Annotated in this window: 12 protein-coding genes, 1 pseudogene and 1 riboswitch; of the genes and pseudogenes, 6 read left to right on the forward strand and 7 right to left on the reverse strand. The window is 67.4% G+C overall.

The window, feature by feature from the left end; all coding sequences use genetic code 11:
• Positions 1–131: 131 nt before the first annotated feature.
• The 6 genes and pseudogenes from ACFYQ5_RS35135 to ACFYQ5_RS35160 form a co-directional block, all read right to left on the reverse strand.
• Complete coding sequence (locus ACFYQ5_RS35135; protein WP_389203559.1) at positions 132–572, reverse strand: hypothetical protein; 441 nt, start codon at positions 570–572, stop codon at positions 132–134.
• Positions 569–5,179, reverse strand: a complete 4,611-nt coding sequence (locus ACFYQ5_RS35140; protein ID WP_389203560.1) for a putative T7SS-secreted protein — start codon at positions 5,177–5,179, stop codon at positions 569–571. The genes ACFYQ5_RS35135 and ACFYQ5_RS35140 overlap by 4 nt, the downstream gene beginning before the upstream one ends.
• A complete protein-coding gene (locus ACFYQ5_RS35145) occupies positions 5,179–5,826 on the reverse strand; it encodes a hypothetical protein (RefSeq protein WP_389203562.1) in 648 nt (215 codons plus the stop codon). Before ACFYQ5_RS35145 ends, ACFYQ5_RS35140 begins: the two co-directional genes overlap by 1 nt.
• A complete protein-coding gene (locus ACFYQ5_RS35150; RefSeq protein WP_389203600.1) occupies positions 5,823–6,317 on the reverse strand; it encodes an SseB family protein in 495 nt (164 codons plus the stop codon). Before ACFYQ5_RS35150 ends, ACFYQ5_RS35145 begins: the two co-directional genes overlap by 4 nt.
• A 68-nt stretch (positions 6,318–6,385) precedes the next feature.
• Positions 6,386–6,858: pseudogene (locus ACFYQ5_RS35155) on the reverse strand (ATP-binding protein).
• Between the two features lie 236 nt (positions 6,859–7,094).
• Positions 7,095–7,952: a MarR family transcriptional regulator gene (locus ACFYQ5_RS35160; protein ID WP_389203565.1), complete on the reverse strand. Its 858-nt coding sequence runs from the start codon at positions 7,950–7,952 to the stop codon at positions 7,095–7,097.
• A 681-nt stretch (positions 7,953–8,633) separates the two neighbouring features.
• Between ACFYQ5_RS35160 and ACFYQ5_RS35165 the strand changes: the two genes are divergently transcribed.
• Entirely contained in the window at positions 8,634–9,500 is an 867-nt protein-coding gene (locus tag ACFYQ5_RS35165) for a helix-turn-helix domain-containing protein (RefSeq protein WP_389203566.1), read from the forward strand.
• The gene (locus ACFYQ5_RS35170) at positions 9,497–9,751 is read left to right on the forward strand and encodes a DUF397 domain-containing protein (RefSeq protein ID WP_389203568.1); all 255 of its coding nucleotides are present in this window, start codon (positions 9,497–9,499) and stop codon (positions 9,749–9,751) included. The genes ACFYQ5_RS35165 and ACFYQ5_RS35170 overlap by 4 nt, the downstream gene beginning before the upstream one ends.
• A gap of 169 nt (positions 9,752–9,920) precedes the next feature.
• Here ACFYQ5_RS35170 and ACFYQ5_RS35175 read toward each other — a convergent pair whose 3' ends face one another.
• Positions 9,921–10,415: a hypothetical protein gene (locus ACFYQ5_RS35175; RefSeq protein WP_389203569.1), complete on the reverse strand. Its 495-nt coding sequence runs from the start codon at positions 10,413–10,415 to the stop codon at positions 9,921–9,923.
• A 304-nt stretch (positions 10,416–10,719) separates the two neighbouring features.
• A riboswitch (FMN riboswitch) is annotated at positions 10,720–10,850 on the forward strand.
• A gap of 161 nt (positions 10,851–11,011) precedes the next feature.
• Between ACFYQ5_RS35175 and ribD the strand changes: the two genes are divergently transcribed.
• From ribD to ACFYQ5_RS35195, 4 genes are read left to right on the forward strand one after another with little or no spacing between them, the layout of a single operon-like run.
• Complete coding sequence (gene ribD / locus ACFYQ5_RS35180) at positions 11,012–12,112, forward strand: bifunctional diaminohydroxyphosphoribosylaminopyrimidine deaminase/5-amino-6-(5-phosphoribosylamino)uracil reductase RibD (RefSeq protein ID WP_389203570.1); 1,101 nt, start codon at positions 11,012–11,014, stop codon at positions 12,110–12,112.
• Complete coding sequence (locus ACFYQ5_RS35185; protein WP_389203572.1) at positions 12,113–12,733, forward strand: riboflavin synthase; 621 nt, start codon at positions 12,113–12,115, stop codon at positions 12,731–12,733.
• Positions 12,730–13,374, forward strand: a complete 645-nt coding sequence (locus tag ACFYQ5_RS35190) for a nicotinamide riboside transporter PnuC (protein WP_389203574.1) — start codon at positions 12,730–12,732, stop codon at positions 13,372–13,374. Before ACFYQ5_RS35185 ends, ACFYQ5_RS35190 begins: the two co-directional genes overlap by 4 nt.
• Positions 13,371–14,657, forward strand: coding sequence for a bifunctional 3,4-dihydroxy-2-butanone-4-phosphate synthase/GTP cyclohydrolase II (locus ACFYQ5_RS35195; RefSeq protein WP_389203575.1), 1,287 nt, complete (start codon positions 13,371–13,373; stop codon positions 14,655–14,657). Before ACFYQ5_RS35190 ends, ACFYQ5_RS35195 begins: the two co-directional genes overlap by 4 nt.
• The last annotated feature ends 25 nt before the right edge of the window (positions 14,658–14,682 follow it).

Consider the following 14,682-nt stretch of genomic DNA (forward strand, 5'->3'; position numbering starts at 1 on the left):
AGCCCGGCGGCAACACCCCCCAGGTCATCCGTTCGACAGGGGGCACACAGCCATACCGGGCCCGGGGGCCAGGCGCCCCATTGCGGGGCCACAAAAAAGGTAACGGGGCAGTCGATCTTCCCTTGTTGTTCTCACGCCAATTTCGCGCGAACCTCCTGTACAGCTGAAAGGTAGTCACTTCTCACGGGGTCCCCCACCGGAAGATGCGACAGGTTGCCCTCAGCGAGCTCTTGAGCCGGACGGAGGACTGCATATGCAAGATCCTCCAGGCTGGATTTCCCAATCAATTCACCCTGTGCCGATACTGATACGATTCCCTTTTTGTCGCGCTTGAAATCCAGTCGGAACGACGTGTCGGAACCTGTGAATGAGATAGCTTTCCGCTCTCCTGTGATGAGGTCCCTGAGGGAGTCAAGTAGGAGAGTGACAGATAGATAGATCATCATCCCCTGGTCGGGAATATGGCCGACCGACTTTGCTGTGCCGCTATCCCCCTCGCAGTAAATATCCCCCAGATCAAAGCCGCTTGGCTCTCCCTGTCCAGCGCGTACCGAAAACTTCATTTTGATCATGGGGTGTAACTCTTTCCTACCGGGAAGAAAGTGATAATGCGATTTCCGTCCGAAGAATCTACGACAAGGCGGTAGACGGCTCGCATTCCATTGACCTTCATCCGCTTCTCCAGCGTCTGAATGGTGCGATTCGGGTCTGATACTCGCGTGCCTTTTTCGATGATCTTGTCCGCCGCTGCTTCTACCTGTGCGCGGGTCGTAGTCGGGGGCATTAGATCGCCGTGTCCACCCGCAGCCGTACCGCCGATATGGCGCTCATAGATGTGCTGCCACCCCTGCTTCGGATTGCCATCCTCCAATCTCGGCTTTATTCGACACAGTGCCAATCCCAGTGGATCCATCCACGTGTACGGATTGGGTCCGTACCAGCGCGGGTTCGGACCGCCTTCCAAGCCGATCGGGTCCGAGCTGATGTAGCGGGAAACATCGGGGTCGTAGTACCGGAGATAGTTGTAGTGCAGCAAACTTTCCGGATCGAAGTACTGTCCTGGGAAGCGCAGTGGCGTATAAGCTGTACTGTCCTTATTCCACGCAGTGGCTCCCCATGCTGTACGGCGAGTGCGCCAAGTCAGCTCTCCAGATTCCGTGATGAGCTCATTGGGGCTTCCCACCAGATCGGTGACGATGGCAAAGAAACGCTCGTCGATCGTATCCTGCGGAGCATCTGCAGCAGCGATGCGCTCCATTTGGACAAGAGGACGGAGATCATCATGATCCCACGTGAGGGTGACCACGTTGGGCATCGCGGCGCCTTGGCTCACCTCCTCGCACAATGTGATGCCGTCCCAGACGAAGGTGACCTGTTCCAGTACGGTTTCCCCGTCATCGGATAGGCGTTGCTTCGCGATACGACGACCTAGTGCGTCGTACTCGTATCGCCATAGAGTGCCATCCGGTGTTGTCAACGAGACGAGTCGGTCTTCGGCGTCCCATTGGTAGTGCCACGTGTTGGCCTTACGTGAAACACGTTTTTTCTGACGCAGGGTAACCCGCCCCTGTGCGTCGTGTTCGTATCGGACGTCACCTGCTCGGCGGATCAGAGTGCCGGAGTAGCTGCGAGGACCAACGGCTTCCTGGCCCGGGTGCGCATCCGGCCAGGAAGCCGAACACTGGTTCCCTGCCTTGTCGTAGGTGTACCGCTCGGTCCAGTGTGCTGAGTGCACCGCCGTCACCCGGCCGACCGAATCGAGGTCAAAGCGACTGCTGCCAGAGAGGCGGTCGTTGATGCCGACCAGCCCGCCGTCCCTTCGATACTCGTATCCGCGCCGTTGAAGGATACGGTCACCGCCACTGACACGTTGGTCCGTGAGGCGGCCCATGGCGTCGAAGGAGTGCCTGAGCGTGATGTTTTCGCCGATATGCCGGGCCAGTTCCTGGCCCGCGGCGTCGTAATCGAAGGAAAGCGTGCGCCCCGACGTAGTGAGCGAGGCCCGGCGCCCCGCTGAGTCGTACGTCCACGTGCTGACGGTCCCTGCGGGGGTCGTCCTCCCAATTCGGCGGCCTAGTTCGTCGTACTCAAAGGTGATCGTGCGACCGTTGACAGTTTCAGACCTGAGTAGTCCGTAACGGTCGCGTATGCGCGTAAGAGTGACGTTGACACTGGTCGCCAAGGCTAGCTCGTCGAAGACGTCATACTCGAATGTGGTGACCCTACCCTCGATGTCCTTGCGAACTACCTGGCCCAGGTCATTGTGTTCGAATCGAATGGTCTGCCCGAGGCCGTTCGTCTGGGCCGTGAGCCGGCTTGCGGGGTCGTACGCGTGGACAAGCGTCCGATGGTCAAAATCGGTCTCACGAATGATTCGGCCGACTGGGTCGTAGGCGTACTTCCAGGTCAGGCCCTGCGGATTGGAGACCTGGGTCAGTCGGAGGTTCGAGTCGTAGCGGAACTCATAGTGCGCTCCGTCCGGGTCGGTCCGGCCCACCAGTAGGTCGAAATCCGTGTACTCGAATGCGGTGACTCCGCCCAAGGCATCGGTGTGGCTGACGCAATTGCCCTCCCCGTCGTAGGACCAGCACTGTTCGCTTCCATCTGCGTCCCAGCGGCGTGCGAGTTTCCCGTCCACCGTCCACTCGAAGCGGGTGACTGCTCCGAGCTCGTCCACAACTGACACCGGGCGGCCGAATGCATCACGCCTGTAGCGAGTGATCGCACCGAGAGGGTCGGTGATCGAGATGGGCAACCCAGCCTTGTCGCACCGGATAGCGGAACTGTTGCCCGAGGCGTCGGTCACACGCAGCGGGTGGCCCGCTTTGTCGTACGTGTAGTACGTCGTTGCTCCGGTGGAATCGGTGACCGCCGTGCGGTTGCCGCGCATGTCGAAGCTCTGCCGTGTGACGTTGCCGTCAGTGCCGATGATGCGTACTGGGAGACCGAGCACGTCGTATTCGGCTCGCGTCTGCCGGCCGTCCGGCCGCTCCACCACGGTTGGACGGCCGGCCTCGTCGTACACGGACCGGCTGATGTGACCCAGTGGGTCGGTGGTGGAGAGCAGTCGGTGGTAGCGGTCGTGCTCGTAGCGGGTGACCGCGCCCAGAGGGTCGATTTCGCTGACGACCTGGGAGCGGTCGTTGATCACGTATTGGGTGGTGTGGCCGAGGCTGTCCGTCATGGAGGTCATGCGCAGGCCGGTGGTGGGGTCGGTGTCGTCCCAGGTGAAGTGGGCTTCGAGGTGGCCGTTGGTGCCGGTCTGGTAGACGCAGCGGTCGTGTTCGTCGTAGACGTATTCGTATCGGCTGCCGTTGGTGTCGGTCCACGCGGTGATGCGGCCCAGCTCGTCGCAGTCGAAGCGCAGAGGCTTGCCGGAGGAGTTGGTGACTGTGGTGAGGTGGCCGTCGGTGTAGCCGTAGCGGAGGATCTCCTGGTCGGTGCCGTCGGGGGCGGCGCCTGCCAGGTGCAGGGCGGTGACTCTGCCTTCGTGTGTGGTGAGTTTCAGGTGGTAGCCGCCGTGGTGCACGATCGATGTCGGAGCACCCGCCTCGTCGTGCTCGAAGGCGATCCAGCGGCCGTTGCGGTCGTCGATCTGGGCCAAGAGCGCCAGCTCCCCGGAGGGCTGGTCGACGAAGTGCCGGACCTGGCCGGTTTCTGGGTCGGTGATTGTGTAGCCGTCGTTCACTCGGTCCAGGGGCCAGCGGCGGCCGTGCGTGGGCATGACGGGGACGCCGGGTGCGGGGTGCGGGTAGGCGAGCAGGCTTCCCTCGTTGCAGCTGAAGACCACGCCTTCCGCGTCGATCTCCAGGCGTTGGTCGACCGTGCTCGACCAGCCGGAGCCGAACCAGCGGCCTGCGCGGTGCGAAGAGTCGAAGACGCGCTCGAAGACCAGGGGCAGTGAGCCCGGCAGCACGATGTCGGTCTGCGGGAGCAGCATGCGCCCGGTCGCGACGTCGATCGGGTCATTGGCGCACTTGACCTTGCTGCATTGCTGCCCATTGGGGTCGGGGTTCTCCTCGTGGCCTTGGCGGTTCGGGCCCTTGGGGCGTTCGGGGAGGTCCTTCATTCCGGCCCGCAGGCCGCCCTTGAGGAGGCCCCCGCCCTTGGTGCCGACCAGCTCAGGCAGGAGCCGACCGATGAACTCGGAGGGGTCTCCCTTTGCCGCGTCCCAGGCGTTCTTCAGTGCGCGGTCGGGGTTGGCGGCGGTGGAGACGAGGCCGGCGAGCGTCATGTTGACGCCCTTGTAGTACTCGGCCGGGTGCGTCAGGTTGTACGGGTCCTGAGGATTGACCGAGCGGACGAAGTTCACCAGCCCCGCGCTGGCCTTGATGACACCGCCGCCGACATGGGCCAGCTCGATGCTCTGGCCGACGCTGTAGTCGATGAGCTCCTGCTTGGCCCGGTCCAGGCCGGTGGGTTCCTTCGGGGCGTGCGCCATCGCGGCCGTGATCGCACCCTTGGCGGCTTCGCCCGCTTCGTTGCGCGCCTGCCGGGCGCGCTGGAGGATCTCCTGGGCGTGCCGGCGCTTGGCCGCGCCCGGGTCGGAGAACGTTCCGGGGTGCGGGAGCGGATGGTCGGTGTTGCGGACCGCGTTGTAGGCCTCCGCCTTCTCCTTGAAGGCAGCTGCCGCAGTCTCGTAGTCCTGCTTGCCCTCCTTGTAGAGAGCGATCGCCTCACCCGCCTTGCCCTGCGCGCTGGCGACCGCCCCGGCGAACGTCTCCAACGCCTTGGCCGCGTCCTCGAACGCATCCGCCGCCCGCAACCAGTCAGTGGGCAGCGTCTGGAACTTGGCCCGGAAAACGTCGGCAGCCTCACCCTTCCAATGACCGGAATCGAGCTTCTTCATCCCGCCACCGACGAGATCGAACGCCTTCTGGAAGTCCCGGAGATTCTTCACCGCCGCACTGATCTTCTCCGGCCTGCCATGGATCAGCTCGTTCGCTTCCTCGGTCTGACCGAGCTGCTGCTCGCCGACGTCCGCACCCAGCGAGGAGGCGGTCTCATCGCCCCAGTCCTCGACTGCATCCGCCCACTCATCGGCACCGACCTTCTCCAAGCCGGAGCCGACGATGTCCGTGCCCTTGTCGATGCCCTCGCCGACGACCTCCTTGCCCTTGTCGACGAGATTGCCCGCACCGTCGTAGAGGGCGGCACCCCACTTCCCCCAGTCCACCATCAGCGACTCTCCCCCCACCGCGGCTGCTCAGCCTGATCGATCGTCTCCTGCGAAGGATCCAACTGCTCCTTGAGCCGTTCATCCGCCGCCGCCCGTACCTCCGGGTCCATCAGCCCGTTGCGCTCCATCGAGTCGAGCGCGGCATCCTCCACGTCATAAGTAGTGTCCCTCCAGGTCTGCTTGACCTCGGCGTGGGCGGCGTCCCATGACTCGCGGCTGTAGTCCGGGTTGTCGTAGGCGGACTGGGTACTGATCGTGTCCCAGCTCATCGCCTTGACCTCGTCCTCGGTCGCATGCGGATTCCCGTTCAGGGAGTTCACGCCGATCTTGATCGAGTCCTTGACGTACTGCTCCTGCTCCGCATACGAACCCGCCGACAACCCGACTCCGAGAGCGAAGCCGTTCCCCTTCTGCGTCAGGGCCCGCACACCCCACTCCCAGCGATCGCAGAACGTCTCGAACTCCGACGTCAGCCCGCCATGCCCCAACTCCAGCCCTGACAAGGCGAGATCCGAAAAGCCCCGGCCCGTCGATGCCTGGCCGATGAACCCGAGCTCCTTCAGCTCCGCATGCGCCAGATCGATCCCCTTCGCGATCTCCGCCAACGCCTCCGGCGGCACCTGAAGATCAGCGTTCTCCCCGCTCACTGCATCCCCCCGAGATCAACCGCAACCGCCTCCGGCACAATGCCCGCCACCGGCGGGAACAACATCCCGCCGCTTGAGCTGCCCGCATCCAGCGCAACCCCCGCAGGACCCGGCAGCAAAGGCACCATTACGTCCAGCAACCTGGCACCCAGAACGGTCTGGTACGTCCACTCCCGCCCGGCGTCCCCACGGGCCAACGCGAACCGGGCCAGCGCCTCCTCGTCCGAGAACGCACAGATCCACCGCACACCGTTCTGCTCTGCCGACCACAGGTCACCGGCCTCATCCAGCGGCACCAGCACCGCCGTCCGCCGGAACTCACCCAGCAGAACTGCAAATTCTCGCCGGGCCGTACGCATCTGGTCCTGTTCGGCCTCCACCGACGTCTCATGCGGCGCTCGCTCGGGGGGCGGCCCTGAAAGATCATCCAGGTCCGCCAGCCGTGACCGCCTGCGCTGCTGCTCCGGTATCCCGTCCCCACCCGTGGTCATGCGCAGGATCATCACACGCACGGATTTTCGAATGCAACGTGGCATCGCCTACTGGCTGGATCCTGCTGTTACGAGCACGGGGAGACTCCCAGAACCGCCCACACCGTCTTTCCCGGTCCGTCCGCGCAGGGGTACCAGCCCCAGCGGTCGGCGAGGCTGCGACCAACAGGAGGCCGCGGCCGCCCTCCTGATCGGGCAAGGCCGGGTCGGTGGGGGCCGGGAGGCGTTCGCCCCCGGTGTCAGTCACCTCGATGCGGATATTCGTGCCCTCGGCGGAGAGGCGGAGGCGGAAGTCGCGGCCGGATACGTGACCGTGGCGTACTGCGTTGCTGCTGAGCTCGGCAACGATCAGCAGCAACGAATCGACCGCATCGCTCCTGTACGGGATGCCCCAGGCGTCGAGGCGCTCGCCGGTCAGGCGCCGTGCGAGGCGGGCGCCGCGCGGAGTGGAGCTGAAACGCATCGTGAAATGGTGCCAGGGGAATCGGGCGCGAGGGGTACGGACCGGGCGGACGGGGAGGGGCGGTTGCGTGCTGGTCATTCCTCAACGTTGCTCCGCCATGTCTGAATGTGACCAGAGGTGACGCACTGTCATGGAGTGGCTTTACGTGGCGCCTGCAGGGCCTGTACGCACGAGGAGCAGGCGGGTATGCCTGAGGTCCGTTGACTTGGGGACTGCCCAGGGCCGACGGTCGCGGCCTCGGACCCAGTCGGTTCCGTGGAGCTTGCGTCGGTGCTCTCGTTCTTGCCGGCCCCGGCCGGGTCAGGGCAGGCGGGTCAGGTCGCGGAGCTGTCCGACCAGTGCGTGCACGTCGCGTTCGGCAGGGGGAGAGTGGCGGGCGCCTCCGGCGGAGTGCTCCGGCAGGGGCGGCAGAGGCCGTCGGGGAGTGCTTCGGGCGAGCCGGGGCGGCCGCATTCGGTGCACTCCGCGAGAAGGCGGCGCTTCGGGGCGAGGGCCGTAGCGGGGGCTGGGCTGCTGGTCACCTGCGGCGGCAGCTTGTCGGTGAGGCGGCGGCGTACGAGGCCGACGGGGGAACCGACCTGCGCGGGGAGGCCTGCGGTGAGGGCCTGGGTTAGGTAGTCGGCGTTCACGCCGCGTGTGAACCAGTCGGCGGCCAGGGGCTCCAGCGCGCGGCAGTCGGCTGCGGAGAGTGTCAGGCGCGTGTCCTGGCGGCCGAGTTGGGCCAGGGCGAGGTACGCGGGGGAGGGGGCGACCGCTGCTGCCGCCGAAGTGCTCTGCTGGGGCACGGCGGGCGATGCGGGCGCGGGAGCAGTCGGCGGCTCGGGTGTTGAGGTCGGGGACGCGACGTGAGCTTCGGCGTCGGTAGGCGGGGGAGCGGGTGTCGCTTCCGGCATGGTGTGGCTGCCCTCGGTGGTCAGGAACGCGTCCCACCACTCGTTGTCGCGGGCCGTACGGGACCAGTAGGTCCGGGAGACCCAGCGGACTTGGTCCCCCTCGCCGGCCAGGCAGCGTACGCGCCGCAGATGCCCCGCCACTCCGAGGGCCTTCAACGCGCTGGAAACGGCCATCTGGCCGTATAGCGGGAGGCTCTTGGCCAGCGACTTGATGTCCATGGCCGCGCCGTCGGGGAGCCGGTCGACGTATCCGGCGATGTGCCGCTCGCGCTCCGGCATCAGGGCGAAGTCATCGGTACGGGGCGGGCGTTGCTCTGGTGCGCTTCGCTTGCCGTAACCGGGGCGCGCTTTCGCGTACGGGCGCGAGGATGCGGGTGCGCGAAGGGCAGGGCTAAGGTGCTCGGTAGCCACGAGATCGCTCGATTCGATCTTGGGGTGAGACCCCGGCCTGGTGTTTCCGCACCTCGTCGGGGTCGATTCGTTGGGGGCACCGTAAGCATCGGTGACGGTGAGCCGCAAGCTGATCACCGTTAGTCATACCGGCTGGCCGTGACGGGGCAGGGAGGGCGGGAGGTTTTCCCAAAACCCTTCTTTTACCTACCGGGTGAACAACAGCGCTCGGATCTCGACGCTCGCATCCCGGCCCTCGAAACCCGAAGCTCAAGCGTCCGGCCCGCACCCGTGATCGCGTCCCTCCAACGAGTGAACGAGCCAAGTCCGGTGCTCGAAGCTCGGCTCTCGGGCGTCGAGCGTCGGGCCACTCCTTCGATGGAACGCGGGCGGAATGGAGTGCGTGCGGGAGAGCGGGTCGTTACGGTGCCCGAGTGGGACGAGCCGGAGCGGGCGCTGCCTTCCGGGGCCGGTGTCGTCGGTGTGGCGGAACCTCGAAGAGCCCTCCCTCAGAGGCTGGTTGTACGTGAGGGGCCGAGGCGTGTAGGCACGTGGGACAGGTGGGTGGCGATGACGCAGGACGAGGCGGCCATGGGCGCGGGGGCGGTGGCCCCGTCGGGGGCGCAGCCGGAGGGCAAACCGGAGAACGGCGTGGCGGTCGCGTTCGGGCGGCAGTTGAAGCTTCTGCGGGTGCGGGCGGGGTTCACGCGAGAGGAGTTCGGCAAGCTGGTGGGGTACGCGGCGCAGTCGGTGGCCTCGTTCGAGCAGGGGCGGCGCATCCCGCAGCCGGAGTTCGTGGATAAGGCGGACCGGGTGCTGGACGCCGGTGGGCTGCTGGTGGCGCTGAAGGAGGAGCTGGCCCGGTCGCAGTACCCGGCGTTCTTCCGGGACGCTGCGCGGCTGGAGGCTGAGGCGCTGGAACTCTTCCTGTATGCCGTGAGCGCAGTACCTGGACTTTTGCAAACTGAGGAGTACACCCGCGCCCTCCTCGCGATGAGACGGCCGCTACTGGATCAAGACACCATCGAGCAGCGCGTGTTGTCACGCATTGCTCGGCAGGAGGTTCTGAATCGCTGGCCCGCACCCCTGACGAGCTTCGTGATCGAGGAGGCGGTGCTGCGGAGGCCGTTCGGAGGGAAGGTGGTGCTGCGGGGCGTGCTTGAGCAGATTCTGCTTGTGGGGCGTCAGCGGAGCGTCGAAATTCAGGTCATGCCGACGGTGCGCGACGACAACGCCGGGCTGGATGGGCCGTTCACCTTGATTACGCGCAGGAGTGGCGAGCAAATTGCCTACTTGGAGGTGCAGGGACGCAGCATCCTGCTGACCGATCGCGACGAGGTGCGCTCCGTGGCGGCACGCTATGGGATCATCCGTTCGCAGGCTCTGACTCCGCAGGAGTCTCTGGTGTTCATCGAGAAGTTGCTGGGAGAGCTATGAAGACCACTGACGCTCTTGTCACGCAAGGGCTGGCTTGGTTCAAGAGCAGCTACAGCGGGGCTGAAGGTGGCGAATGCATCGAGGTCGCCTGGCGTAAGAGCAGCTACAGCACCGGCGACGGCGGCGAGTGCGTTGAAGTCGCTGCGAAAGCCGCCCGCGTACACATCCGGGACTCGAAGCAGTCCGATGGCCCGGTGCTGACCGTGGGGCCCACCGCCTGGGCTGGGTTCGTCGGGCTCGTCGCCGGCTGAGCAACGTACGAGGGAGGCCCCACCGGGCGCCGAACCGGCGCCCGGTGAGGGCCTCCGTGTGCACGGAACCTACTCGTCCACGTTCTCCTCGCGGCGGATCATCCGCCACGCCGCCCGGCGTGCGCTGCGGTCCAGGTCGGACCGGAAGCCCGTATCGGGGCGGGCCGGGTCAGTGGAAGCTCAGGGAAGCGGCGCCTGGGTCGAGGGTGACTGAGGACGGGCAGAGGAAGCTGCCCGAGCTCTTCGACGCGGTGAACGTCTGGTTCTGGTAGGTCCGGGTCGAACCGTCGCGGCTCCATGTGACGTTCGGGGCCTTGTAGGAGCAGGAGACGATGCTCTGGTTCACCGTGATGTCGATGAGGTCGGACGTCGCGGTCCCGGCCTCGTCGTCGAAGGTGAGCGTCGCGTCGCTGTTGAGGGAGGCGCTCGCGCCACCGGTGCAGCTCACGCCGCTGTTGACGCTGGAGTGGTCGACGGTCAGGGCCGAGGGCGGGTCCGCGCTGGCGGTGGCGTCTTCCCAGGTGCAGGTGGAGCCCGCGACGGTGATGGAGCCGTCCACCTTCTGGGATGCTGCGAGGTCCATCGCGCTTGCGGCGGTGGAGACACCGGCAACGGCCGCGACGGCCAGGGCGGTGATACAGGAGAGTTTCGGTGCGAGCCGCATGTCACTCCTTTGTGCCGCGTTCGTGTGGGGGTGCGGCTGAGGTCCGCGCACGCGGCGGGACGCGGGACCGGGCCTGTTCTGGACGGTCCCGCAGAAGCAGTGACATGTCATGGGCGCGACAAGTATTGGCCGGTTAACTTCGCGACGCCGGGCCCGGAGCCGGTTCGGGGCTGGGGGCAGCCTCCGCCAGGCCCGCCCGTGATCACTGTTCCCACCGCCCGCGCACACGCTCTGTGAGCTGTCCCACAGAAGTCACCCGCATGGACCGTAGCCAGACGTGGCAGAATGAGTGCTGTACCAGCAGCAGCGCACTCCGGGGTCGGTGTAATTCCGAGCCGGCGGTTATAGTCCGCGACCCGTCCGCATCCAGCGGCCGGTTGACCAGGTGAGATTCCTGGACCGACGGTGAAAGTCCGGATGGGAGGCAGTGCGCGGCGGGTTGTCACAGGTACGCCGCCGTCGGCGGACGGGTTTTCGGGATGCTCCGGATCACCTCGTCCGTGCAGCCGGTTTTCGGCGTTCCCCTGTTGCGTTCCGCTTCATCTGTCGTCATCGACAGGCCCCGGAGTCCGTGCCCGAAGAGGCAGGAGGACCCGGTGGCCACCGCAGCCGAAAGAACCGCCATGCGGCGGGCGATCACGCTCGCAGCCCGCGGACTCGGCTCCACCAGCCCGAATCCGGTCGTCGGATGCGTCGTCCTCGACGCCGCCGGGGAACAGGCCGGTGAAGGCTTCCACCAGCGCGCCGGAGGGCCGCACGCCGAGATCCACGCCCTGCGCGAGGCCGGTGAGCGGGCCCGGGGCGGCACCGCCTTCGTCACCCTCGAACCCTGTAACCACACCGGACGCACCGGCCCGTGTGCCCAGGCACTCGTCGAGGCCGGCGTCCGCCGTGTCGTCTACGCGGTGGGCGACCCGAACCCGCAGGCCACGGGCGGTGCCGACACCCTGCGCGCCGCAGGCGTCCAGGTGGAGCAGGGCCTCCTCGCCGACGAGGCGGAGACCGGCAACACCGCCTGGCTGACCTCGGTCCGCCTGGGCCGTCCGTACGTCCTGTGGAAGTACGCGGCGGCCCTCGACGGCCGGATCGCCGCCGCCGACGCCACCAGCCGCTGGATCACCTCCCCCGAGGCCCGCGCCGACGTCCACCGGCTGCGTGCCGAGGCGGACGCCGTGGTGGTCGGCTCCGGCACCGCCCGCGCCGACGACCCCCAGCTGGGCGTACGCGGCATCAAGGGCGCCGGCCAGCCGCTCCGGGTGGTCGTCGACACCGGCGCCACCGCCGTCCGGCCCGGAGCCCGGGTCCTCGACGGGACCGCGCCCACCCTGATCGCGGTCGCCGACGACGCCGACGCGAGCCACCTCCCCGAGGACGCCGTGCTGCGCCTGCCGCGCGCCGCCACCGGGCCCGGCCTGGACATCGGCGCCCTGCTCGCTGCCCTCCACGGCCGGGGCATCCGTTCCGTACTCCTCGAAGGCGGGCCGGTCCTGGCCGGTTCCTTCGTCGCGGCGGGAGCGGTCGACACCGTCGTCGGCTATCTCGCCCCGGTCCTCCTCGGCGCGGGCCCGGCAGCCCTTGCCGACGCCGGAATCTCCACCATCTCCCAGGCGTTGCGCCTCGACGTGACCGAGACCGTCCGTATCGGCCCCGATCTGCGCATCACCGCCGTCCCCGTCCCTGCTCGGAAGGGAAACTGAGTGTTCACCGGAATTGTCGAAGAACTGGGTGAGGTCACCGCCGTCGAGAAGCTCGACGACGCCTCCCGCTTCCGACTTCGCGGCCCCGTCGTGACCGAGGGCGCCAAGCACGGCGACTCCATCGCCGTCAACGGCGTCTGCCTCACCGTCGTGGACCTCGGGGAGAACGAGTTCACCGCCGACGTCATGGCCGAGACACTGGACCGCTCCAGCCTCGGCGCCCTCGAGGCAGGCTCCCGGGTCAACCTGGAGCGCCCGATGGCTCTGGGCGGCCGCCTCGGCGGGCACATCGTCCAGGGGCACGTGGACGGCACAGGCCGCATCGTCGAGCGCCGGATCTCCGAGAACTGGGAGATCGTCAAGATCTCCCTGCCCGCCGGGCTGACCCGCTACGTGGTGGAGAAGGGCTCGATCACCGTCGACGGCGTGAGCCTGACCGTCGTCGAGGCGGGCCCCGACTACTTCACCATCAGCCTCATCCCCACCACCCTCGCGCTGACCACGCTCGGCATCAAGGAGCCCGGCGACCCGGTCAACCTCGAGGTCGACGTCCTCGCGAAGTACGTCGAACGGCTGCTCGGCCACGGCGCCGCGCCGGAATCCGGGGAGCCCGTCGCATGAGCGCCCTGGACTGGCTGAACTCGGAGGCGTTCACCGCCTTCGGGCAGCACATCATCTGGTCGGACATGATCGGCAACACGATCGGCCTGATCGCCCTGACCCTCGGCTGGCTCCGCTCGGTCTGGACCTGGCCGGCCCAGCTCCTGTCCGGTGTCGTCCTGGTGGCAGCCAACGTCTCCGTGCAGCAGGCGGGCAGCGTCGGCAAGCAGCTGATCGTCATCGCCGTCGCCGTCTGGGGCTGGCAGCAGTGGACCCGCGGCAGGCAGCAGGCGCAGGACGGGTCCATCGCCGTACGCTTCGCCACCTGGCGCGAGCGCGGGTACCTGGTGGGCGGCGCCGTGCTCGGTACGCTCGCCGTCGGCGGGCTGTTCACCGCCTTCCCGTCGCTCTCCTGGAGCCCGTGGGCGGATGCCTACATCTTCGCCGGCACGCTCGTGGCGATGATCGCCCAGGCGCGCGGCATGGTCGAGTTCTGGTTCGCCTGGCTGCTCGTCGACCTCGTGGGCGTACCGCTCAACTTCCACAGCGGACTCGCCTTCTCCGGCTTCATCTACGTCGTCTACGGCGCCCTCGTCCTGTGGGGCATGCGCGACTGGTGGCTGCGTACGCGGACACCCGCTCTGGAAGGAGCCACGGTATGACTGCCCAGCCCACCTGGTTGCACGACCGCACCCTCGAGGACCTCACGCTCGACCCCGTCGAGCAGGCCGTCCGGGACATCGCCGCAGGACGGCCCGTCGTGGTCGTCGACGACGAGGACCGGGAGAACGAGGGCGACCTCGTCATCGCCGCCGAGAAGGCGACCCCCGAGATCATCGCCTTCATGATGAGCGAGTGCCGCGGTCTGATCTGCGCGCCCATGGAGGACGACGAGCTTGATCGTCTCGAACTACCGCAGATGGTCACGCACAACACCGAGTCGATGAAGACGGCCTTCACCGTCTCCGTGGACGCCTCCACGGAGCACGGCGTGACCACCGGGATCTCCGCGGCCGACCGCGCCACCACGCTCCGGATGCTGGCGGGCGGCAGGGCCGGCCCCGGCGACTTCGTACGCCCCGGCCACGTCTTCCCGCTCCGCGCCCGCGCCGGCGGCGTACTCGTCCGCAACGGCCACACCGAGGCCGCCGTCGACCTGGCCAGGCTCGCCGGGCTGCGTCCCGCCGGCGCCATCGTCGAGATCGCGGGCGAGGACGGCGTGATGCTGCGGCTGCCCGAACTCGTCCCGTTCGCCCGCAAGCACGGCCTCACGATCATCTCCATCGAGGACCTGATCGCCTACCGCCGCAGCTCCGAGCCCACCGTGCGCCGCGAGGCCGAGGTCCGGCTGCCCACCGCCTTCGGCCTGTTCACCGCGTACGGCTACCGCTCCGTCACCGATGGCGTCGAGCACGTGGCACTCGTCCACGGTGACATCGGAGACGGCCAGGACGTCCTCGTCCGGGTCCACTCCGAATGCCTGACCGGCGACATCTTCCAGTCCCAGCGCTGCGACTGCGGTCCCCAGCTGCACGCCTCCATGGAACGCGTCACCGCCGAGGGCCGCGGGATCATCGTCTACCTGCGCGGGCACGAGGGCCGCGGCATCGGGCTGCTGTCCAAGCTGCGCGCGTACGAACTCCAGGAGCTCGGCTCCGACACCCTCGACGCCAACCTCGAACTCGGGCTGCCGGCCGACGCCCGGGACTACGCGGCGGGCGCCCGGATCCTGCGGGACCTCGGCGTGCGCACCCTGCGCCTGATGACCAACAACCCGGACAAGACCGCCGCGCTCGTACGGCACGGGCTCGAGATCACCGGGCGTGAACCCATGCCCATACAGGCCGGTGAGCACAACCTGCGGTACCTGCGCACCAAGCGGGACCGGATGGGACACGACCTGCCCTGGCTCGACGCCCCCGCGTCGGCCTGCGGCAACCAGTAAGCACCGACGAACACACAGGAGAGAC

This window comes from Streptomyces sp. NPDC005794, assembly GCF_042871445.1.
Lineage (GTDB): Bacteria > Actinomycetota > Actinomycetes > Streptomycetales > Streptomycetaceae > Streptomyces.

Coding starts and splice junctions, on each gene's coding strand:
- ACFYQ5_RS35135 (WP_389203559.1), bottom strand. CDS start 572: ATGATCAAAATGAAGTTTTCGGTACGCGCTGGACAGGGAGAGCCAAGC.
- ACFYQ5_RS35140 (WP_389203560.1), bottom strand. CDS start 5,179: ATGGTGGACTGGGGGAAGTGGGGTGCCGCCCTCTACGACGGTGCGGGC.
- ACFYQ5_RS35150 (WP_389203600.1), bottom strand. CDS start 6,317: ATGACCACGGGTGGGGACGGGATACCGGAGCAGCAGCGCAGGCGGTCA.
- ACFYQ5_RS35160 (WP_389203565.1), bottom strand. CDS start 7,952: ATGCCGGAGCGCGAGCGGCACATCGCCGGATACGTCGACCGGCTCCCC.
- ACFYQ5_RS35165 (WP_389203566.1), top strand. CDS start 8,634: ATGACGCAGGACGAGGCGGCCATGGGCGCGGGGGCGGTGGCCCCGTCG.
- ACFYQ5_RS35170 (WP_389203568.1), top strand. CDS start 9,497: ATGAAGACCACTGACGCTCTTGTCACGCAAGGGCTGGCTTGGTTCAAG.
- ACFYQ5_RS35175 (WP_389203569.1), bottom strand. CDS start 10,415: ATGCGGCTCGCACCGAAACTCTCCTGTATCACCGCCCTGGCCGTCGCG.
- ACFYQ5_RS35190 (WP_389203574.1), top strand. CDS start 12,730: ATGAGCGCCCTGGACTGGCTGAACTCGGAGGCGTTCACCGCCTTCGGG.
- ACFYQ5_RS35195 (WP_389203575.1), top strand. CDS start 13,371: ATGACTGCCCAGCCCACCTGGTTGCACGACCGCACCCTCGAGGACCTC.